Consider the following 22,863-nt stretch of genomic DNA (forward strand, 5'->3'; position numbering starts at 1 on the left):
TAGGTACAAGTAGCCCATTAAAAGGGTTCTCTCTATTTGTATTATGGCAATGAGTGCGATTTCTATTTTAGCTTTGCCTATTGAGCAATATCCCGATATTGCACCACCGGGTGTAAATGTAACAGCGAATTACACCGGGGCATCCGCCAAAACTGTTGAAGACAGTGTGACCCAAGTCTTGGAGCAACAAATTAAGGGCATTGATGGTCTTCTTTATTTTTCATCGAGTAGTAGTTCGGCGGGCCAAGCACGAATAAGTCTTATTTTTGATCAAAATACTAATCCTGATACTGCTCAGGTGCAGGTGCAAAATGCTGTGAATCAGGCGCTGAGTCGATTACCTCAAGAGGTTCAGCAGCAAGGAATCACTGTGACAAAGTCACAAGGTGATAGTTTATTGGTCTTTGCACTTTATGATGAAAGTGGGGCAAGCTCCTCTGTAGATATCTCCGATTATATGGTGAGCACATTACAAGACCCGTTAAGTCGGGTCAATGGAGTAGGTGAAATCACTGTATACGGTTCTCAATTTGCAATGCGCATCTGGCTTGATCCTCATAAATTAAATAGTTATGGATTAATGCCTTCAGATGTTAGAGCCGCTATTGAAGCACAAAACACTCAAGTTACAGCGGGTGAGTTGGGGGCATTACCCACGCGTGATGGACAAGCTTTAAATGCAACAGTAACAGCATTATCTCGTCTACAGACTGTGAGCCAATTTGAAAATATTATTTTGCGTACACAAACAAATGGTGCGGTCGTATTACTTAAAGATGTTGCCCGAGTCGAGCGTGGTGCAGAGAATTATCAGTCTTTTACTAGTCTAAATGGAAAACCATCTGCGGCTATGTCTATTCAACTTGCTTCGGGCGCCAATGCTTTAGAAACAGCTAAAAGTGTTAAAGCTGAGGTCACGCGTTTAACAGGCACGATGCCTGCAGGTTATAAGGTTGCATACCCACGTGATAGTACGCCATTTGTAGAAGAATCTGTTAAGGGAGTCATTAAAACCTTAGCTGAAGCTATTGTTCTTGTAGTTATTGTAATGTTTTTATTCTTGCAGAATTGGCGTGCAACTTTAATTCCGGCTATTGCGGTTCCTGTCGTATTGTTGGGAACATTTGGTGTGTTGAGCGTACTTGGCTATAGCATTAATACGCTGACTTTATTTGCGATGGTCCTTGCAATTGGTTTACTAGTAGATGACGCGATTGTAGTTGTAGAAAATGTTGAGCGGGTTATGCATGAGCAAAATCTTGATGCTCGGCAAGCCACCCTAATTTCGATGAAAGAAATATCGGGTGCGCTGGTTGGTATTGCGATGGTACTTGCTGCCGTATTTTTACCGATGGCTTTTTTTGGTGGTTCTGTCGGCATTATCTATCGCCAATTTTCGGTAACGCTTGTGTCGGCTATGGTGCTTTCTGCGATTGTCGCTTTAACATTATCACCTGCGTTGTGTGCAACCTTACTCAAACCTGCAAATGATAAACATAAGCAAAGAAAATTCTTTACTTGGTTCAATCGTAAAGTCGAACAAGGGCAATCTAGCTACCGTACCAAGTTACTTGGAATTTTAGGTAAACCTAAAATATTTATGTTCATATTCTTAGTTATTACAGCCTTATTAGGCTGGCAATATACGCGTATGAATACTGGGTTTTTACCACAAGAAGATCAAGGTTTGGTTATGGTTCAATATACTACTCCAGTAGGAACCACATTGGCTGAAACAGAGCGCATCGGTAATCAGATCGCGGATTACTTTTTGACGAAAGAAAAGGATAATCTCAATGTAATTTTGATGGTTATGGGTAGAAATTATGCAGGTAATGGTCAGAATGTTGGAATGGCATTTGCTTCACTTAAAAATTGGAATGATCGAGAAGGTAGTGAAAATACAGCACAGGCTATCATTGACCGTGCAAATGCATATTTTAAGTCATTGCGTCAAGCCCAAGTTCAGGTACTTTCACCCGCTGCTGTAAGAGGACTTGGGCAATCAAGTGGGTTTGAGCTTTGGGTGCAAGATGCTGAAAATAAAGGACGAGATGCTTTACTCGCAGCAAAAGATAATATTCTAAAAGAAGCAAATGCTGATTCTGGATTAGCAGGGGTGCGCCTAAATGGGTTAGATGATAAGGCTCAATTACAAGTCGATATCGATCAAAGAAAAGCGAGTGCACTTGGTTTGGCTCAAGCTGATATTAGTAGTACTTTATCCTCTGCATGGGGCGGATCTTATATTAACGATTTCATAGATCAGGGACGTGTTAAACGAGTTTATATGCAAGGAGAGGCAATCTATCGTTCCTTACCCCAAGATATTGGGCAATGGTATGTTCGCGGTGCTACTGGTGAGATGACGCCATTTTCTAGTTTCTCTTCTGTGAAATGGCAGATGGGCCCTCAAATGCTGCAACGCTTTAACGGTCTTTCAGCCCTTCAAATACAAGGTTCTGCGGCAGCTGGTGAGAGTTCTGGTGGGGCTATGGATAAGATGCAGCAGTTAGTTGACCAGCAACAAGGTTTTAATCTTCAGTGGAGCGGATTGTCATATCAAGAGAAACTAGCAGGTGGCCAAACGATCTGGTTATATTTAGCCTCAATCATCTTTATCTTTTTATGTTTGGCAGCACTTTATGAAAGTTGGTCTATTCCTGTCTCTGTCATGCTAGTTATTCCTTTAGGTCTTATTGGCGCTGTAGTTGCTGCAAGTCTGGCAGGTTTTGTGAATGATATTTACTTTCAGGTCGCTATGCTCACCACCATTGGGCTTTCTGCCAAAAATGCTATTTTGATTGTTGAGTTTGCGGCAGCCAAGTTAGAGGCTGGTCAGGCATTAATGGATGCCATTATTGAAGGCGCGGGTCAGCGATTACGGCCAATTATTATGACATCTCTGGCTTTTGTTGCAGGTGTTCTTCCATTGGCTGTATCTACAGGAGCAGGGGCTGTTAGCCGAAAAGAAATTGGTATCGCCGTAACTGGTGGGATGATTTCGGGAACTCTACTTTCTATTTTCTTTGTGCCTTTATTTTTTCTTTTAGTTCGTCGTTTAACTAATAAGTTAAATACAAAAAAAGCCAAATGATTTTACAAAACAGAATGTCATTAATAATTAGGCCCTCATGCTATACATGAGGGCCTAAAATCTGTCTAAAACTTAGAATGTATTTTGAATAATGACATCGTCGTAAGGAAGTTTGCCCACACGTGGATAAGGCTGAGATGCTGACTTACCAACTGCAATCATTAAACACACCACGTGATCTTCAGGTAAGTTAATCAGCTTTGCCATTGCATCAAAGTCAAAACCATCCATAGGGCAACTGTCTAAATCATGCTCTTGAGCAAGCAGCATTAAGGTTTGAGCAAAAATACCAGCACTACGCATAACTTCGTCACGTTGGGTTTGTGGACGGTCACGGTAATATTGGTCAATTGCGCCAGTCATAATATTTTGAACTTCCGGAGAAGCTCCATCCCATACACGCTTAGCATCAACTTCCCATGTATTTACTTTTGCACACAACACAATCAGTAATGATGATTCTGTAACTTGTGGTTGATCCCAAGCAATGGTGCGAATTTTTTGTCTTAACTCAGTATCTTTAATGATGACTGGACGCCAATGTTGTAAGTTAAAAGCGCTTGGCGCATTTGCTAAAACTTCTTGTAATAACTGCTTTTTGTTATCTTCAGAAAGTTGAAAAGCAGGGTCGAAGCGTTTAACTGCGCGGCGGTTACGGATGGCATCAATAACATTCATAAGATTTTCCTACTTAAGAGTTGGGTAGCGGTACTCGTTAGTTTTTATAACGTTGGGCTACATCAGCCGAAGAAAAGTTTGGTAGTAAAGTGATACGTGATTTTTCAAAATTATTCCATTGATTTTCGTCTTTCAGCACAGGAATTGTGATTGTTTCTTTACGGTCAAAGCCAATCAGAGCGGCATCGACCAAATCATTGACATCCATTAATGGTGGAACTTGGCTTAAGTCGATGCCTGAACGTTCCCAAATTTCGGTTTTAGTAGCAGAAGGCAATACGGCTTGAACATGCACGCCATGATCTTTTAATTCTAAATATAAGCCTTGGCTAAAAAATTGGATGAAGGATTTACTTGCACCATAAATGGTAGAACCAAATTCAGGCGCTAAGCCAAGCACAGAGCCTAAATTAATAATGGCACCTTTACCTTTATTTACGAGTTTTTGAGAAATTGCACGAGACAACCGCACCACCGCAGTCATATTTAAAGTCAGAAGTTTTTCAATCTCATTACGATCTTGAGTTAAAAAGTTTCCGTTTAGTGCAATCCCAGCGTTATTTACCAAAATTTCAATATCAGCATCGTTTTTGAGTACATCTTCAATTTTACTAATGTCCTGATCTTTTGATAGATCGGCTTGAATGAACTCGACCTGTACACCGTATTTTTCTTGAAGGTCCTTCGAGATTTTATCTAAGCGGTTGGTGTCTCGTGCCACCAGAATTAAGTTATGGCCACGTTGAGCAAATCGGTCTGCATAGACAGAACCAATCCCTGACGAAGCTCCTGTAATAAGTACTTTTGATTGAGCTGACATGTGATGTCTCCACGCTTTAATTTTTAGATGATGATCATAATCTAAAATAACTAATTTTTGATGTCAATCATAATCAATGTATAATTATGACCAGTAGGGTGAATAAAAGTGGGTGCGCCAGCATGAAAGTCAGTAAAACTCAGGTAAAAGAAAACCGAGATAAAATTGTAGAAAAGGCGACTCAACTATTTCGTATCAAAGGCTACGATGGGGTCGGCATTGCCGAGTTAATGTCTAGCGCAGGTTTTACCCACGGCGGTTTTTATAAACATTTCAGTTCGAAAACAGACCTTGTCTCAATTACTGTTAAACATGGACTTGAGCAGGTTTTGAAAAGAATAGAAGGTTTAAACTTAACTCAATTTATTCAGCTTTATGTGTCTCGTACTCATCGAGATAATCGAGATTTGGGCTGCACGCTAACGGCGCTATCTTGTGATGCTGCACGACAGCCAGACGAGGTAAAAGTAGAATTTGAAGAGGGCATTGAGCAACTTATTCGGTTCATAATGAATGAACGAGCCAAACAAGTTTCTTTGGAAACGCCAGAGTTGAGAAAGCAAGCTATTAATATTCTTGCTCAGTCTGTAGGGGCAATTGCGTTGTCTCGCGCATGCCCAGACCAATCAAACCTTAGCGATGAAATCTTAGAAAGCTGTAAAGAGAGCCTTTTAAAGTTAGCCGATTAAACTTTTTTATCTTTGAAACTGGTTTGGCTAAACTGGATTAATTTTGCAATATCGACGGTTCTTTCATAAATGAGTTCTGCTGCATGTTCACAGGCTTGTTCTAATGTAATGGGACCATTGGCGACTGAAAAAGCAGCCGTAACGCCATGTTTATAAAGCGCTTGGTAGCCTTCGCCTAATGTCCCAGCAATCACAATCACAGGTACATTGTGCGCCTTTGCTATTTGGCTCACCCCAAAAACTGTTTTACCACTTAAAGTTTGCTGGTCAAATTTACCTTCACCCGTAATCACCCAATCTGCATCAGCAATTTTATGCTCAAGTTCATTCAGTTCAGCCACGACTTTAACACCAGCTTTAAACGACGCATTTAAATAACTTTTGGCAGCAAAGCCCAAACCACCTGCAGCACCTGAGCCTGCTTCATCTCGTTTGTCAAAACCTAAAAGCTCCGCTGACACATCGGCAAAATGCGCAAGCGCTGCATCGAGTAACGTTACTTGAGTCGGAGAAGCACCTTTTTGTGGACCAAAAATATGAGATGCGCCATTTGGACCGCAAAGCGGATTGGTTACATCGGCAGCCAGTAAAAAACGTGTATGTTCAATGCGTGAGTCGAAATGTGTTAAATCAATGTGTGATAGGTTGCTTAGAGCGAGGCCACCTGCGGGTAAAACCTTTTGATTGGTATCGAGCAAAACAGCGCCCAAGGCACTGAGTAAGCCTGAGCCACCATCATTAGTTGCACTACCGCCTACGGTTAGAATAATGTCTTTTGCACCTGCGTCTAAAGCATCCAAAATGAGCTGGCCTGTTCCAAACGTCGTGCTGTGGCAAGCGTCTCGCTCAGACGGTGGGACTAATTGTATGCCGCTTGCTTGAGCCATTTCAATGATGGCGATTTTTTGTTTTTCTAACCATCCCCATTTGGCTTGAACAGGCTGACCTAAGGGGCCAACCACAGTTTTTTCACGCCATTCACCTTTGCAGACTTCTAAAACAGCTTCAATGGTTCCTTCACCGCCATCTGCCATTGGGCATAAAACAGTTTCCGTATGAGGAAAAACTGCTTGCCATCCTTTGGCAATGGCCTGAGCTACCTTTAAAGCAGATAAGCTGTCTTTAAATGAGTCAGGGGCAATCACAACCTTCATAAATACTCTAATACGAATAGATTTCTCATTGTTTTATACTGCTTAATGCCAAAAAACCATAGATAAACACATGTAAGTGTCAATTTAAAAACACTTTCACTCTGTTAAGGGTAAAGGCTAATAATGTTTTGATCTGTAAAAACCACAGTTATTATTTTTTAAACATTTGTTTTAATTAGTATTATTTAAATGGTGTACTTGGGGTGAATGATTGTAATTGTAAACAATATGGCACATATTATAAGAAGCCTTGAGCCAGTTTTTAAAATTTGAGCAATAACATCAAAAGCAGACTCTACTCATCGGTAAACAGCGGGTAGCTTTGATCAAACCATAATTAAATTGTGATTTCATTGAGCCTGTTGAGTGTAAAAGAAATAAGAGGATGAAAAAGTGGATAATTCAGAAGAACAAAAGCACATACAGGAAAATAATAGTTTTGCGCGAATTGAGCCATATACTCATCCTGCTGGCGGGTGGGGCGCACTGCTCAGTGTTGCTCGAAACCTAAAGCGACAAGATATTTTAGGCAAAGGCTCAATTACCTTACTCAACATTAACCAGCCGACAGGTTTTGACTGTCCTGGCTGTGCATGGCCAGAAAAGAAAGACGCTCACGCATTTAACTTCTGTGAAAATGGTGCCAAAGCGGTTGTCTTTGAAGCAACCAGTAAAACCGTTACTCCTGAATATTTTGCAGGTCATACCGTCAGTTGGCTGTCAGAGCAAAGTGACTTTTTCCTAGAAGACCTAGGTCGCTTAACCGACCCAGTTCGTTATGATGCTGCAACCGATAAATATGTGCCTATTTCTTGGGACGATGCATTTAAGCTCATCGCTCAACATTTACATGCACTAGACAACCCTGACCAAGCGGCGTTTTACACATCGGGCCGTGCCAGTAACGAAGCCGCATTTTTATATCAATTGTTTGTGCGAAGCTTCGGTACAAATAACTTTCCAGACTGTTCGAACATGTGTCATGAAACCACAAGTGTCGGTTTGCTCGACTCGATTGGTTTAGGAAAGGGCACGGTCACCTTAGACGACTTTGACCTAGCCGATGCTATTTTTAGTTTTGGTCATAACCCCGGAACCAACCATCCGCGTATGTTAGGTACTTTACGTGAAGTGTCTAAACGGGGTGGCAATATTATTGCGATTAACCCAATTAAAGAACGAGGCCTAGAGCGTTTCCAAGACCCTCAAGCACCGCTTGAAATGATGACTAACGGCAGTACACCAATTAGTCGTTATTATTTCCAGCCAAAAATTGGGGGTGACTATGCTCTCATGTTAGGGATGTTAAAGCACTTAAATGAGTGGGATAAAAAGGCAATTGCCTCAGGTAAACCAAGCGTTTTTGACCGAAACTTTATTGCAGTCAATACCGTTGGTTTCGATGAAATGATTGCCGAGGTGGAAAGAACTGAGTGGGCAGATATTTATAAGCACTCAGGTTTATCGCCTGAACATTTAGAAAAACTCGCTAAACTCTTTTTAGACTCTGAGCGTTCAATTTTCTGTTGGGGTATGGGCATTACCCAGCACCGTCACGGAACCGCTAACGTACATATGCTGGCAAATTTACTGTTGGCGCGTGGTCAAATTGGCAGACCGGGTGCAGGACTTTGTCCGGTTCGTGGACACAGTAACGTGCAAGGTGACCGCACGATGGGTATTAATGAGTTGCCTAGCCCTAAACTGCTTGATAGCATTGACCGTGTATTCGGTATTAAATCACCAAGAAAAAATGGGCATGGTGTAGTCGAAACCATTAAAGCTATGGCTGAAGGCGAGGTTAAAGTCTTTATTGGTTTAGGTGGAAACTTTGCAGTTGCAACCCCCGATACCCCATATACCCAAGAATCACTTAGAAAATGTGATTTAACTGTTCATGTCGCAACGAAATTAAATCGTAGTCATTTGGTGTGTGGTAAAGATGCACTCATTTTGCCGTGTTTAGGCCGTACCGAAATTGATGAACAGCTTCACGGCCCACAAGCCATTTCAGTTGAAGACTCAATGAGTAATGTTCACTTGTCGGCAGGGCGCAACACGCCAATTTCTAAAAATATTTTGTCTGAACCGGATATTGTGGCAAGAATGGCTGAAGCGGTACTTCCAGACAGTCAGATTAAATGGAAATGGTATATCGAGAGCTATGACCGCATTCGTGACTCAATTGCCGATGTATTCGATGAGTTCCATGACTTTAATTTACGTGTTTATAAACCGGGCGGCTTTCACTTAGAGCATCCTGCTAATCAACACATCTGGAATACAAAAAGTGGGAAAGCGCAGTTTATGATTACACCTTTGAGTGAGGTTTATGCCGATAAGGAAAATCAGTACGCTGCGGCATATACCGAAAGTAAAGTATATACCTTAATGACCACTCGTTCTCATGATCAATACAACACGACACTATATGGTCTAGATGACCGTTACCGCGGAGTGTTTGGTCAGCGCCGCGTATTGTTTATGAACCAAGCCGATATTGATGAAGCAGGCTTTGAAGCAAATCAGTGGGTCGATATTGAAAGTGTTTTCTCGGATGGTGTGAAGCGTATTGTGCATAGTTTCCGTATTGTGCCGTATAACATTCCGCGTGGCAGCTTGGCCGCTTACTATCCGGAAACCAATCCTTTAGTGGCATTAAGCAGTCATGACAAATATGCCAAGATTCCAGCATCAAAAAGTGTTCCTGTGATTTTGCATCCCGGAAATGCACCTGAGCACTTTAACTTGGCAACAGCCGTTGACCCTGAAGATGCAGATAAAAAAGTCAGTAGTCTTTAAATCAAACACGACATTTAAAATGTAACTCAAACAAATGGCGCTCTAAACAAGCGCCATTTTGAAATAAGGGAAATAACTTTGACACCACATGCTTATGGGGTTGAAACATTACAAGTACAGCGGTTTAACAAAACCGAATCTGAAAATGTTTTAGATCATATTGTGCAAGAGTACCCAATCGCCTTGGTGTATAACGGTATTTCACATGCGGTGATGATGGCAACACCAACCGATGTCGAATTATTTGCCAAAGGTTTTAGTCTCTCTGAAGGTATTTTGCCCAGTTTAAAAGAGCTATATGCGCTTGATGTACATCAAAGTGAATTGGGCATTACGGTGGAAATGACCATTTCATCGAGAGCATTTGCTGCTTTAAAACAACACCGCCGTATGATGGTAGGTCGTACAGGTTGTGGTTTATGTGGCATTGAAAGTTTGGAGCAGTTTCATTTAGATGTTCCCAAAATTACAACGCATGCATCAAAAATATGGCTTGAGCAAATTCCGAGTGCTATTTCCCATTTAAAAGCCCAGCAAGAAATTACCGCTTTAACAGGTGGAGCACATGCCGCAGCTTGGGTGGTTGATGGTCAAATCGTGGCTTTATTTGAAGATGTTGGCCGTCATAATGCCTTGGACAAATTAATTGGTTATTTAGCGCAAGAAAACTACGACACCAGTTTAGGTTTTGTGGTCATGACCAGTCGAGCAAGTTATGAACTAATACGAAAATGTGCCCAGTTGAATATAAGTTTACTGGCTTCAATTTCAGCACCGACCAGTATGGCTATTCAATTAGCTAAACAATCTGGTCTGACATTGGCAAGTTTCTGTAGGGGAGACAGGTTTGTTTTATATACTGACATTTAAAATATATTTGTCTTAAAACAAAGCTCATCTGACATTTCTGTTGCTTTTAAGCTATGGGTAGACTTTATAGATTATGATAAAACTCTACAGGTTCAGAGACAGTCCAAATGTCTTGGGTACAATCACTAAAAGAATGGGCAAAACGTCTAAGAAAACAGATTGTTATGCTTTGGTTTGCATCAAGACATCCTCAAATGCCTTGGTTGCCAAAAGTTATTGCTGTAGTGGCTGTAGCTTATGCTTTTAGTCCTATCGACTTAATTCCAGATTTTATTCCTATTTTGGGTTTTGTAGATGATGCGATTATTTTGCCCATACTCATTTGGTTAGCACTTCGGTTTACACCAGAACAAGTCATTTTTGATGCAGAACAGCAAGCGAATGAATGGCTAGAGGAACATGAAAAAGCGCCACGAAATTATTTAGTTGCTGTACTCATTATTCTAATTTGGATAACACTTGCACTCATGGCTTATTTTTATTTAGGCGGTGGTTTGTAGATAAGCCAAACTTAGAAACCCTGCGTGAATTTAGCGCCCTGAACATTGTGCTTTACTGCAACTCAAAGGATAATAACGTTTTTATAAGCTATGAGTTGCAGACAATGAAAATCGTCGCAGATGAAAACTTGGCATTTACCGATTACTTTTTTTCAGAATTTGGCGATATTCAACACCATGCAGGACGCACCTTAACGCACGCAGATGTAAAAGATGTTGAAGCTTTATTGGTTCGCTCAGTCACCGCAGTGAACGAAAGTTTAATTCAAAACACAGCTTTAAAATATGTGGGTAGTGCCACAATCGGAACCGATCATTTAGATATTCAAGCCCTTGAAAAGCATGATATTACATGGGCCAATGCAGCAGGTTGTAATGCACAAGCGGTTGCTGAATATGTGATTACTGCTTTACTGCATTTAGATGTGAACTTTTTAGAACAACAAGAAAAATTTACGCTAGGCATCGTTGGTCTTGGAAACGTGGGGAAACGTTTGGCCTATATGGCTCGGTTGCTTGGCTGGAACGTCATTGGTTTTGACCCCTATGTGCAGTTAGATTCAATTGAAAATGTAAGCTTTAAAACCCTATTGCAACAAGCCAATGCTATTTCAATTCATGTACCGCTCACCAAACACGGTGAGCATGCGACGTATCATTTGTTTGACGAAAATGCTTTTGCAGCGCTTCAACCTAACACAATTTTAATTAATAGCGCTCGTGGTCCAGTCGTGAAAGAAGCCGCTTTAATGCAAGACATTCAACGTACCCAGCGTAAAGTCGTGCTCGATGTATTTGAACATGAGCCAGTGATATCAGATGAGCTTTTAAATATGTTAGCGTTGGCAACACCGCATATTGCAGGTTATAGCCTCGAAGGTAAGGCTCGCGGTACACAAATGATTTATGAAGCGTTTTGCCAAAAATTTGGATATGACATCAATAAGCGTTTCGAGACTCAGTTGCCTGCATGTGAAGACTATTTTTCAGGACAAGATTTAAAAGCAGTACTCAAGCAAAAACTATCTCAGATTTATGATATTGCTCAAGATGATGCCAACATCCGTGCCTGTGTTAAAGACGGTAAAGTAGAGCAAAAAGCATTTGATTTATTACGTAAGAATTATCCGCTGCGCCGTGAATGGGCAGCACACGGGGAACCACAGGCATGAGTTTAAGTTATCAACCTACTTGTTCAATTGATGCTTTAAAGGCTCGTGCTAAGCTTTATACCCAAATTCGTCAGTTCTTTGCAGAACGTGATGTCATGGAAGTTGAAACACCAATCGTTTCACAAGCAGGCGTTACCGATGTGCATTTAGCTTCGGTTCAGACTTTGCGTCATATTCATGGCAAATTGCAGACTCAGTATTTACAAACCTCGCCAGAGTTTGCCATGAAACGTTTGCTAGCAAGTGGTAGTGGGCCGATTTATCAAATCTGTAAGGTTTTCCGAGATGATGAACACGGGCGTAAACACAATAGTGAATTTACCATGCTTGAATGGTACCGTCCGGGTTTAGACTTAAAAGCATTAATGCATGAAACAGCCGATTTATTACAAACTTGTTTGCAGCATCGTTTTGGTGAAGTTCGTCCATTTATTTTAAGTTATAAGCATGCTTTTCAGGACCGTTTAGACATTAACCCTTTGCAGGCCACTTTGAAACAACTCAAAGATACAGCAAATCGTGTGGGGTTAAATCTCGATTTAGGTGACGACCGCTTAGCTTATATGGATTTGTTGTTTTCTCATTTTGTTGAGCCAAGTTTAGGTTTTGATGCACCTGTCTTTTTAACTGACTTTCCACCAGAAATGGCGTCTTTGGCGAAAGTGAAAGTAGATGAAGATGGGGAAGAGGTCGCAGCGCGTTTTGAGGTCTATATCGAAGGTCTGGAACTTGCCAATGCCTACGATGAATTGCTCGATGCAGACGTGTTACGTTCACGCTTTGAAGCAGATAATGCAGAACGGGCTAAGCAAGGGCTTCATGTCATGCCCTTAGATGAGCACTTATTGGCTGCGTTACCTCACATGCCTGAATGTTCAGGAATTGCTTTAGGCATAGACCGTTTACTCATGGTTGCAACCGATCAACTTAAAATTGAAAAAGTCATCGCATTTCCAGCCGAAATTGCCTGAGGGCGAGCAAATAAAAAAGCCACATATTGTGGCTTTTTTATTTAGAGCTTAGTTAAATTAAGCTTGTTGAATACCTGCAACAACCCAGTCTTGCTGAGAGCCAACAGGTTTTACAAAGTGCCAGATTTCAGTAAATGGCTGTGGCAAGCTATTTAAATCTTCACTTACTGTACCTGTGAAGCGTACGCTCACAATGTATTGACCATTTTCAGTCGCACTGTCTACAACCATTGCATTTAAGTTACTAAATTCAGCAACGTCCTGATCTTGATTCTCCATGATGTCGTTATACATAGAGTTATAAAGCTCAGGTGTTAAGTAGCGACGAATTTCTTCAACGTTACTTGCACTGTTAATTGACTGAATGTGGTTAAAACGCTGACGAGCAACACGTAAGAAAGAAGCAGGCTCGCTACCATCTGGTAACTGGTTGCCGTTACTTGTTGTTGCACCACCAAACGGAGCCTGAGTTGCAGCTGTACCGCCAGCAACCGACTGACCAAAAATATTGGTGTTGTCATTTGAGTTAGTTGGCGTAGCCGAACGTCCAAAAGTGTTTTGACCGTTGCTGTTTGGAGCATAAGGATTATTCGCTGCTAATTTTTTTTTCCCGCCAAATTTGCGAAATACAAAAAAGGCAACAGCAGCAGCAAGTAATACCCATAACCAACCTGGGATACCACCTTTCTTCTCTTGTTGTTGAGCAGCTTGTTGCTGATTGTCTGGCTGGGTTACACGTTGTTCAGTTGATGTTGGTTTATCATCAGCTAAAGCATTTGCTGCAACAGCACCTACGGCAGCACCAGCTACACCAGCCGCAACCATTGAACCCACACCCGGACCAGATCTTTGAGGTGCTGTAGCAGGTTGTTGAACTGGAGCCACTTGACGAGGTTGTTGATATGACTGGCTTGAAGTGGTAGAGCGTGCCATGCCGTGGCTTTTACCACCACCTGCACGTTTTGCTTCAGCAAGCGGAGAAATTGCCAAAGCAGCCATTAAAATACCCGTTATCAAGCCGCGCTGGTGTACTTCCATAGGAAATTCCTGTTTAAAATTAATTTGTAATTGTATTTATGCAGCCATTTACACTAAATTTCAACTATAAAAATATGTTTTTTTATGTCAATTCATCACTGAGTTGCATTGCTTCAGTGAGGGCTTCATGTAAGCGTGCCACAGCAATCACTTGAACGCCCGGAATCTCTTTTTGTGGTGCGTTGCCTCTAGGTAAAATGACATATTTAAAGCCATGTTTTGCTGCTTCTTTCAAGCGCTCTTGTCCATTTGGTACTGGGCGAATTTCACCTGAAAGTCCAACTTCACCAAAAACTGCAAGTTGCTGTGGTAATGCTTTGGTACGTAAACTCGAAGCACAGGCAAGTAAAACAGCTAAGTCAGAACCTGTTTCAGTAATTTTTAAACCACCGACAATATTGACATAGACATCTTGTCCTGTGGTTTGCACACCACCATGACGGTGCATGACAGCAAGTAACATGTTTAAGCGGTTTTGTTCAAGACCAAGAGCGACACGTCGTGGTTGTCCTTGCGCATCATCGACTAAAGCTTGAACTTCAACCAAAAGGGGGCGAGTACCTTCACGGCTAATCATAACAATTGAACCGGGAATGGCTTCATCATAACGACTTAAGAAAATAGCAGAAGGGTTGGCTACTTCGCGTAAGCCTTTATCGGTCATGCCAAATACGCCAAGCTCATTCACTGCACCAAAACGGTTTTTAACAGCACGAATCATACGATAACGTGAGTCTGACTGACCTTCAAAATAAAGTACGCAGTCCACCATATGTTCTAAAACACGTGGACCTGCGAGCGCACCTTCTTTGGTCACGTGACCAACAATAAAGAGTGCCGTGCCACTATTTTTTGCATAACGGGTCAATAAAGCAGCAGATTCACGAATTTGTGAGACACCCCCTGGTGCAGATTGGAGCGTTTCTGTGTAAAGCGTTTGAATTGAATCTAAAATTGCAACAACAGGTTTTTCTTGCTCTAAAACTTCACAAATGCGTTCAACACAGGTTTCAGCCATGACTTTTAATTGGTCAGTAGGCAAGTCAAGACGCTGAGCACGTAAGGCCACCTGAGACAATGACTCTTCACCCGTAATATAAAGTGCAGAGCTTTTTGCACTTGCCATATGGGTTGCGGTTTGCAAAAGAATAGTCGATTTACCAATACCAGGGTCACCACCAATCAGTACCACTGAGCCTGTGACCAAACCACCACCAAGTACACGGTCAAACTCGCTAATACCTGTAGGTAAGCGGGTTTCATGAGAAACCGAAACTTTATTTAGTGTTGTGATATTGGCAACTTGGCCTGCATAACCCCCAATTTTAGGACGCGCGCGATGGGCTGTAGTTGGCTCGAGTTTGACTTCAGTCAGAGAATTCCATTCACCACATTCTGAGCACTGACCAGCCCATTTAAGATGATCGGCACCACATTGCTCGCAACGGTAAACAGTTTTGGCTTTACTCATAAAAAATTGAAATTTTGCTCGATATTATATAAATATAGTTCTTAGGAGGTTTTTCATTCTTTTTCCAAAAATTTTCATAAAAGATAATATGGAATTTGAAGAGATCTTCTAAGGAACTAATAAGGGAAAGACACCAAAAATAACACGATATAAGATTTTTACAAGTCAGATAGAGTTTGTTTTCAGTGGATATAAAAAATCTAAGCTATCCCCAAGGAAGGTGTTTTTACTGAGGTATATATCTCACTGTTTATTATAAGTATGGCATGGATATTGCTGAAGTGAAAATGAACAAAATAATATGAGTATTGTATTTTAAAAATACAAAGGTTGATATCTATGAGTGCAGCAGAAATTGTTGATTGGATTAATGGCATTATTTGGAGTAAGGCACTTATTTACCTGTGCTTAGGCGCGGGTTTATTTTTTTCTATTTTGACAAGATTTGTTCAAGTGCGTCAAATGAAGGAAATGGCTAGACTATTAATAAAAGGGACTTCTTCTGAACAAGGGATTTCATCTTTTCAGGCTTTAGCCGTTTCATTATCTGGTCGCGTGGGTGTGGGTAATATTGCAGGTGTTGCGGCAGCAATTGGCTTTGGTGGGCCTGGTGCTGTCTTTTGGATGTGGTTAGTTGCATTTTTAGGAGCAAGTACGGCATACGTAGAATCGACTTTAGGTCAAATCTATAAAGTTGAGTATCAGGGACAATATCGTGGTGGCCCAGCATTTTATTTTGATAGAGGTTTAGGTCAGCGTTGGTTAGGAATTGTATTTGCTATTGCAGCTATTGTTTCTTGTGGTTTGTTCTTACCGGGTATTCAGGCAAATGCTGTAGGTAAGGCGTTTACTCAGATTACTGGTGAAGGAACAATTATATTTGGTGATATTGGTTTATTTAAACTTGTTGCACTTGTCGTAATTGTTGGTTTACTTGCCATCATTATTTTTGGTGGTATTAAACGAATTGCGCGGTTTGCTGAATTTGTTGTTCCATTTATGGCAGCTGGTTATATTTTAATGGCTGTTGTAATTGTTATTGCAAATATTCACGAACTACCAGCAGTAATCAAATTAATTTTTAATGATGCTTTTTCTCCTATGGCAGGTCTTGGTGCTGCGATCGGCTGGGGAGTAAAACGTGGTGTTTATTCAAATGAAGCTGGGCAAGGAACTGGTCCACACGCCGCCGCTGCTGCCGAAGTTCAGCACCCGGCTCAACAAGGTTTTGTTCAGGCATTTTCTATTTACGTCGATACTTTATTTGTATGCTCAGCTACTGCCTTTATGATTTTAATTACTGGCAAATATAATGTGCAAGGAACATTAGAGGCGGGTCAGTTCATTTTGCAAAATGTTGAAGCTACTGTGGAATTAGGTTCTCCTGCATTTACACAGATGGCAGTAAGCACAATGTTTGGTAATTTTGGTCAGATTTTTGTGGCTTTAGCTGTCTTCTTCTTTGCATTCACTACTATAGTTGCTTACTACTACATTGCTGAGACTAATATTACTTATCTAAGTTATATTACAAAATCTCCATCTTTATTATTTGTGACGAAGTGCTTCATTATTCTATCTGTATCTTATGGAGTTTTAAGCGCGACAGGCTATATATGGGGAATAGGTGATATTGGTGTAGGCTTAATGGCATGGATTAATATTGTCGGGATTATTGTGACTTATTTTGTATGGAAGCCAACAATTAAAGCACTAAAAGATTATGAAACGCAGCAAAAAGCTGGAGTAAAAGAATACACTTTTGATCCTATTAAATTAGGAATTAAAAATGCAACATTCTGGGAGGAACGCTTGAAGAAAAAACAAGAAACAGATACACAGTTGAAAAAAACAGGTAGTTAAATTTTAGAGATAACATAACTCACAAAAGGTGGTCATATTGACCACCTTTTTTTATATGAGATTGATCATTAAATGAGAAACTGCATGTTCCAAAGATGTGCGTTGTATTGCTTGATTCTTGTGCGTATTATCAGATTTAATGGTATGTATCTTTAAATTATCAGCCATACAGACAAAATTGGTTAGCTGAAAAGTTGTCAAAAAATATACATTTAAAAGATACCTGCAAATGGTGCGATATCGTCTTTTTGATTTGGATTTAGCTAACGGACTAAAAAAATTACTGGAGTGTATTCATAAAATGTCGAATCAAAATCTGAGTGAGCCTCATGAACAAGGTGAACTCCATCGAAGCCTCTCTAATCGGCATTTACAGCTGATCGCGATTGGCGGTGCAATTGGCACTGGATTATTTATGGGATCAGGCAAAACAATTAGTCTTGCTGGTCCATCGATCTTATTCATTTATTTGATTATTGGCGTGATGGTGTTTTTTGTCATGCGCGCGCTTGGTGAATTACTTCTTTCAAATCTTGCCTATAAATCATTTATTGACTTCACCACTGATTTAATCGGTCCATGGGCGGGTTACTTTGTGGGATGGACATACTGGTTATGTTGGATCACGATTGGTATCGCTGACCTTTCTGCAATTATCTACTACTTACAATTCTTCAATAATGGTCTACCTTTCTCGCCTGTCGAAGGGGCAATGATTAGTGTTGCCGCTATTGTATTTATTATGGGTTTAAACCTACTGACAGTACGTTTATTTGGTGAGTTAGAGTTCTGGTTTGCACTCATTAAGATTTTAGCAATTATCATTTTAATTGCTGTAGGTCTATGGATGATCTTTACTGGCTTTACGTCTAGTACGGGTGAGGTTGCTTCATTTACTCATTTGTGGGCGAATGGTGGTTTCTTCCCAACAGGTGTACATGGCTTCTTGGCTGGTTTCCAGATTGCAATCTTTGCTTTCGTTGGTGTCGAACTTGTGGGAACAACGGCTGCGGAAACAAAAGATCCAGCACGTAACTTGCCAAAAGCAATTAACTCCATTCCAATTCGTATCATTATTTTCTATGTGTTGGCATTGCTTATTGTGATGTCTGTAACGCCGTGGAATAGAATTGATCCAGCGATTAGCCCGTTTGTAAACTTGTTTAGCCAAGCAGGTGTTGCAGCAGCAGCAATCTTGATGAACTTGGTGGTACTGTCATCAGTGATGTCATCAATGAACAGTGGCGTGTTTTCAACAAGTCGTATGTTATTTGGTCTATCGCGTGAAGATCAGGGACCAAAAGCTTTTGGTAAACTTAACAAACGTGCAGTACCTGCAAATGCATTGTATTTCTCTGCTGCGTGTTTATTGTTAGGTGCAGCATTACAGTATTTTGTACCTAATACAGTAGAAGCATTTACGCTAGCAACGACGCTTTCAACCATTCTGTTCATTTGCGTGTGGTTACTTATTATCTGGAGTTATATCCGTTACTACACGACGCGTCCTGAACTGCATGCCAAATCAACATTTAAATTGCCGGGTGGTTTATTTACCTGTTGGATCACGATTATTTTCTTTGTGGGCATGATTTACGTGTTGTCTTTAGAGCCAGACACGTTTAAAGCGCTTAAAGTCAGCCCAATTTGGTTTGTTATCTTGATCATTGGTTATTTCTTCTTTTATAAACCACGTCATAAAAAGTAATGAAATTGATTTGCTTATGACTAAACGCTGGCTGAAAAGCTGGCGTTTTTTATGCATATTGTTTTTCTCTTTAAGTTTACTCTTTAGCCGCTTGCATGATCACGGTATACTGCATCGAATTGTTTAAATCAGGTGCTCAGATGCTTCGTGTCATTTGCCTCATCAGTTTATTGAGCAGCAGTATTTTGCTTACAGCTTGCGGTCAGTCAGGAGCATTGCAGCTACCTTCTGATCCAAATTATGACAACCGTGCAAAATACTTGCTTTATCGTAATAAAGAATCAAAACCAGCTGTGCAAAAGGATGAAAAGTCTGAACAGCCAGTCGAGTCATCATCAGCCCAAAACCAAACTACATCACCTTAAGCTTTGAAATAAGGACACATTCATGAGTTTCACTCGCATTAATGGAGTATTGCATGCAGAGCAATGTTCTATGGAGCAGCTTGCGCAGCAATTTGGCACCCCTTTGTATGTTTATTCAAAAGCGGCTTTTGAAAAACATTACTTGGATATGGACCGTGCTTTTGACTTTATTGATCATCAAATCTGTTTCGCGGTGAAATCTAACTCAAATTTAGCGGTTCTTAGTGTCTTGGCAAAACTTGGTGCGGGTTTTGATATTGTATCTGGTGGTGAGCTGGCACGCGTTTTAAAAGCGGGTGGGGATGCATCTAAAGTTGTTTTTTCAGGTTTAGGTAAAACCGAAGCAGATATTGAAACATCACTCAATGTAGGTATTGCTTGCTTTAACGTAGAGTCTTATGCCGAATTAGACCGCCTTCAAAAAGTGGCAGCTCGTTTAGGCAAGAAAGCGCCGATTTCTTTACGTGTAAATCCAGACGTTGATGCAAAAACGCATCCTTATATTTCAACTGGTTTAAAAGAAAATAAATTTGGTATTCCAAGTGATACCGTTTATGAAACTTATCAATATGCAGCTTCTTTACCTAATCTTGAAATTGTAGGTATTGATTGTCACATTGGTTCACAGCTCACTGAAACTAAACCGTTTGTTGATGCTTTAGACCGTGTCATGCTAATGATTGATGAGTTGAAAAAACTTGGTATCAATCTTAAACATATCGATATCGGTGGTGGTTTAGGGGTTTGTTATAAAGATGAAACACCGCCAAGTGTTGAAGAATATGCAAACTCTATGAAACCAGCTTTAGAAAAGTTAGGTCTTAAGGTTTATATGGAGCCGGGCCGTAGCATTAGTGCAAATGCGGGTGTACTTTTAACTAAAGTTGATTTGCTTAAACCAACTACACATCGCAACTTTGCCATTATTGATGCAGCAATGAATGATTTGATTCGTCCTGCTTTATATGAAGCTTGGATGGATATTCAGCCTGTTGTACCACGTACCGATACTGAAGAAAAAGTATGGGATCTCGTTGGTGCGATTTGTGAGACAGGTGACTTTATTGGTAAAGACCGCTCACTCGCATTACAAGAAAATGACTTGTTGGCTGTACTCGGTGCAGGGGCTTATGGCTTTGTCATGAGTTCAAATTACAACACGCGTGGCCGTGCTGCAGAAGTCATGGTATCAGGTGAAAAGAGCTATTTAATTCGTGAACGTGAAACGGTTGAGTCGCTTTGGGAAAAAGAACGTTTATTGCCTGAGGAGTAAATGAGATGTTATTAGAATTTACCAAAATGCATGGCCTAGGCAATGACTTTATGGTGGTTGACCTGATTAGCCAAAGAGCTTACTTAGATACGGCAACCATTCAACGTTTGGCAGATCGACACTTTGGTGTTGGCTTTGACCAGCTTTTAATTGTTGAGCCACCAGATTTACCAGAAGCTGACTTTAAATATCGCATTTTCAATGCAGATGGTTCTGAGGTTGAACAGTGTGGTAATGGCGTACGTTGTTTCGCTCGTTTTGTACATGAACGTCATTTAACCAATAAAACCAACATCACCGTACAAACCAAAGCAGGTATTGTAAAGCCAGAGCTTGGGCAAAATGGTTGGGTGCGCGTAAATATGGGCTACCTAAAGTTTCTACCAAATGAAATTCCATTTATTGCTGAGCAACCAGAAGCTTTATATACACTTGAGTTAGCAAATGACCAAAACATTAGTATTGATGTGGTCAACATGGGTAACCCACACGCGGTCACTATTGTTCCAGACGTACTCACTGCTGATGTAGCAGGTATTGGCCCACAAGTTGAATCACATCAACGATTCCCTGAACGTGTGAATGCTGGTTTTATGCAAGTAATTGATGAAAAGCATGTGCGTTTACGTGTATTTGAACGTGGTGTAGGTGAAACACTCGCTTGTGGTACAGGAGCATGTGCTGCTGCGGTCAGTGGCATGCGCCGTGGTTTGCTTGCTAACTCAGTTGAAGTTGAACTTGCCGGCGGTAAGCTACAAATTGAATGGCAAGAAGGTGATGTTGTTTGGATGACTGGTCCAACAACCCATGTATATGATGGGCGTTTGGATTTACGTTATTTCCAAGGTTAATCGCTTAGCCTAAATAGAAGCCTCTTTTCATCAGTTAAAGTGATAAAAGAGGCTTTTTTTATATGTACAATAATTTTTTAATTTCATTACTTTATAAAAAATATGAATAATTTAATTTTCTTACCCGGTGCGTCAGGCAGTACTGCATTTTGGCATCCTTTAATTGAAAAATTACCTCAGCAATACCGTACAAAAATTATTGGTTACCCTGGTTTTGGAGATACACCAGAATCCCTTGAAGTGAAGAGTTTTGAAGACCTAACAAATTATGTGGTCGATCAAATTAATGAAGAATCTATCATTGTTGCCCAATCTATGGGTGGGATTTTTGCCGTTGCCGCAGCGCTACAAAAACCTCATTTGGTGAAAGGGCTGGTCTTAATTGCTACTTCTGGTGGAATCAACCTTAAAAGATTTAATGTTCAAGACTGGCGTGAAGCATATCGCCAAACATTTTTAAAATATCCAGATTGGTTTGTTACCACTCATGCTAACTATGAAGAGTTTTTGCCAGATATAAATGTTGAAACTTTATTAATCTGGGGCGATAACAATCCAGTGAGCCCAGTTCAGGTAGGTCAATATTTAAATCAAAAGTTTGAAAAGTCGACGTTATATGTTGTGAAAGGTGGGGACCATCAATTAGCAGAAAAAAAAGCCGATGAAGTTGCAGTCCAAATAGAAAACTACTTAAAAGGCCTAATGTAATTTTTTAACTCTTATTTAGCGTGCTATGCCTTAGCACGCTTTTTAAAATTTATCTCTTACTCAAAGCTAATTTCAATGCGAACAACACAAAAATACTGCCTGTAATTCGGTCCATATATTTCACAAACTTAGGTTGCTTTAAATAACGTGAAAGTGATTGCATGGCTAGAATTAATAAAGTTAACCATAACATTCCAATGATGACATGAATCATCACCAGCCCCATTACCCAAATGAAAGCTGATGCTTGTGGTGGAATAAACTGTGGAAGAAATGAAATATAAAAAATTCCGACTTTTGGATTAAGTAAGTTACCCAAAAAACCTTTAACAAACCAATTCTGTGAAGAAGAGGCATTTGAGTTGCTTTCTTGCATATCTGTGAGTTGGCTACGTGGTTTTAAGATCATATTTAAACCCAACCACGCTAAATAAGTGGCTCCCATCCATTTCAGAATATTAAAAGCTAAATCAGAAGCCATGAGTAAAGCACCCAGACCACAAGCAACTACAATTCCCCAAGCAATACAACCAAGACAAATGCCTACAGCTGCTTGAAATGCTTTTGATTTACCTTCAAGTGTAGCGGTACGAATAATTAAAGTCGTATCTAAGCCAGGAGTAAGCGTAAGTAAAGTAATGGCAATTAAGTAGGGAATGAGTATGGTAGTCATGACAGCAAGGTTCCGACGAATACTTAAAGTGAAGTGTAATATATAAGTTAGATTCATTATGCTGTGCGATATGAAATTTTCATGATCAATTAGTTTTTGGTACACTCAAAAAAATGGGTAAATAAATGGAGAGCAATTTGGATTTTGCATTACAACTGCT

At 40.4% G+C, this 22,863-nt stretch carries 19 protein-coding genes; 13 read left to right on the forward strand and 6 right to left on the reverse strand.

Annotated elements, in window-relative coordinates; translation table 11 throughout:
• Positions 1-16 precede the first annotated feature (16 nt).
• Positions 17-3,097, forward strand: a complete 3,081-nt coding sequence (gene adeE, locus F985_RS07900; protein ID WP_031944426.1) for a multidrug efflux RND transporter permease subunit AdeE — start codon at positions 17-19, stop codon at positions 3,095-3,097.
• Between the two features lie 72 nt (positions 3,098-3,169).
• Here adeE and F985_RS07905 read toward each other — a convergent pair whose 3' ends face one another.
• A complete protein-coding gene (locus F985_RS07905; RefSeq protein ID WP_004699772.1) occupies positions 3,170-3,775 on the reverse strand; it encodes a nitroreductase family protein in 606 nt (201 codons plus the stop codon).
• Positions 3,776-3,812: 37 nt separating this feature from the next.
• A complete protein-coding gene (locus tag F985_RS07910) occupies positions 3,813-4,595 on the reverse strand; it encodes an SDR family NAD(P)-dependent oxidoreductase (RefSeq protein ID WP_004699773.1) in 783 nt (260 codons plus the stop codon).
• Between the two features lie 122 nt (positions 4,596-4,717).
• Here F985_RS07910 and F985_RS07915 point away from each other — a divergent pair, with 122 nt between their 5' ends.
• The gene (locus tag F985_RS07915; protein ID WP_004699775.1) at positions 4,718-5,284 is read left to right on the forward strand and encodes a TetR/AcrR family transcriptional regulator; all 567 of its coding nucleotides are present in this window, start codon (positions 4,718-4,720) and stop codon (positions 5,282-5,284) included.
• Here F985_RS07915 and F985_RS07920 read toward each other — a convergent pair.
• Positions 5,281-6,438 (reverse strand): glycerate kinase, encoded by a 1,158-nt coding sequence (locus F985_RS07920; protein ID WP_004699777.1) that lies wholly within the window; start codon positions 6,436-6,438, stop codon positions 5,281-5,283. The two genes, F985_RS07915 and F985_RS07920, sit on opposite strands and share 4 nt — an antisense overlap.
• 393 nt (positions 6,439-6,831) lie before the next feature.
• Between F985_RS07920 and F985_RS07925 the strand changes: the two genes are divergently transcribed.
• The 5 genes from F985_RS07925 (at position 6,832) to epmA (ending at position 12,753) form a co-directional block, all read left to right on the forward strand.
• Positions 6,832-9,240: an FdhF/YdeP family oxidoreductase gene (locus F985_RS07925; protein ID WP_004699779.1), complete on the forward strand. Its 2,409-nt coding sequence runs from the start codon at positions 6,832-6,834 to the stop codon at positions 9,238-9,240.
• Between the two features lie 78 nt (positions 9,241-9,318).
• Complete coding sequence (gene fdhD / locus F985_RS07930) at positions 9,319-10,110, forward strand: formate dehydrogenase accessory sulfurtransferase FdhD (protein ID WP_004699781.1); 792 nt, start codon at positions 9,319-9,321, stop codon at positions 10,108-10,110.
• Positions 10,111-10,217: 107 nt separating this feature from the next.
• Entirely contained in the window at positions 10,218-10,610 is a 393-nt protein-coding gene (locus tag F985_RS07935; protein WP_004699783.1) for a YkvA family protein, read from the forward strand.
• Positions 10,611-10,714: 104 nt separating this feature from the next.
• Entirely contained in the window at positions 10,715-11,782 is a 1,068-nt protein-coding gene (locus tag F985_RS07940) for a 4-phosphoerythronate dehydrogenase (protein WP_004699786.1), read from the forward strand.
• The gene (epmA, locus tag F985_RS07945; RefSeq protein WP_004699788.1) at positions 11,779-12,753 is read left to right on the forward strand and encodes an EF-P lysine aminoacylase EpmA; all 975 of its coding nucleotides are present in this window, start codon (positions 11,779-11,781) and stop codon (positions 12,751-12,753) included. Before F985_RS07940 ends, epmA begins: the two co-directional genes overlap by 4 nt.
• 57 nt (positions 12,754-12,810) lie before the next feature.
• Here the strand turns inward: epmA and F985_RS07950 are convergent, their stop codons facing one another.
• The gene (locus tag F985_RS07950) at positions 12,811-13,791 is read right to left on the reverse strand and encodes a Tim44 domain-containing protein (protein ID WP_004699790.1); all 981 of its coding nucleotides are present in this window, start codon (positions 13,789-13,791) and stop codon (positions 12,811-12,813) included.
• A gap of 82 nt (positions 13,792-13,873) precedes the next feature.
• Positions 13,874-15,262 carry a DNA repair protein RadA gene (radA, locus tag F985_RS07955; protein WP_004699791.1) on the reverse strand — a complete coding sequence of 463 codons (1,389 nt, stop codon included), beginning with the start codon at positions 15,260-15,262 and terminating at the stop codon, positions 13,874-13,876.
• A 339-nt stretch (positions 15,263-15,601) separates the two neighbouring features.
• Between radA and F985_RS07960 the strand changes: the two genes are divergently transcribed.
• From F985_RS07960 to F985_RS07985, 6 genes are all read left to right on the forward strand, one after another.
• Positions 15,602-17,125 (forward strand): alanine/glycine:cation symporter family protein, encoded by a 1,524-nt coding sequence (locus tag F985_RS07960; RefSeq protein ID WP_004699794.1) that lies wholly within the window; start codon positions 15,602-15,604, stop codon positions 17,123-17,125.
• Positions 17,126-17,426: 301 nt separating this feature from the next.
• Positions 17,427-18,833 (forward strand): amino acid permease, encoded by a 1,407-nt coding sequence (locus F985_RS07965; protein WP_031944427.1) that lies wholly within the window; start codon positions 17,427-17,429, stop codon positions 18,831-18,833.
• A 140-nt stretch (positions 18,834-18,973) separates the two neighbouring features.
• A complete protein-coding gene (gene lptM / locus F985_RS07970) occupies positions 18,974-19,198 on the forward strand; it encodes an LPS translocon maturation chaperone LptM (RefSeq protein WP_004699798.1) in 225 nt (74 codons plus the stop codon).
• A gap of 22 nt (positions 19,199-19,220) precedes the next feature.
• Positions 19,221-20,471 (forward strand): diaminopimelate decarboxylase, encoded by a 1,251-nt coding sequence (lysA, locus tag F985_RS07975; RefSeq protein WP_004699801.1) that lies wholly within the window; start codon positions 19,221-19,223, stop codon positions 20,469-20,471.
• Between the two features lie 5 nt (positions 20,472-20,476).
• The gene (dapF, locus tag F985_RS07980; RefSeq protein WP_004699803.1) at positions 20,477-21,322 is read left to right on the forward strand and encodes a diaminopimelate epimerase; all 846 of its coding nucleotides are present in this window, start codon (positions 20,477-20,479) and stop codon (positions 21,320-21,322) included.
• 102 nt (positions 21,323-21,424) lie between these two features.
• Entirely contained in the window at positions 21,425-22,030 is a 606-nt protein-coding gene (locus F985_RS07985; protein ID WP_004699806.1) for an alpha/beta fold hydrolase, read from the forward strand.
• A 49-nt stretch (positions 22,031-22,079) separates the two neighbouring features.
• Here the strand turns inward: F985_RS07985 and F985_RS07990 are convergent, their stop codons facing one another.
• Positions 22,080-22,703, reverse strand: a complete 624-nt coding sequence (locus tag F985_RS07990) for a LysE family translocator (protein WP_025469078.1) — start codon at positions 22,701-22,703, stop codon at positions 22,080-22,082.
• Between the last annotated feature and the right edge of the window lie 160 nt (positions 22,704-22,863).

Origin of the sequence: Acinetobacter seifertii (assembly GCF_000368065.1) — a bacterium.
Classification (GTDB): domain Bacteria; phylum Pseudomonadota; class Gammaproteobacteria; order Pseudomonadales; family Moraxellaceae; genus Acinetobacter; species Acinetobacter seifertii.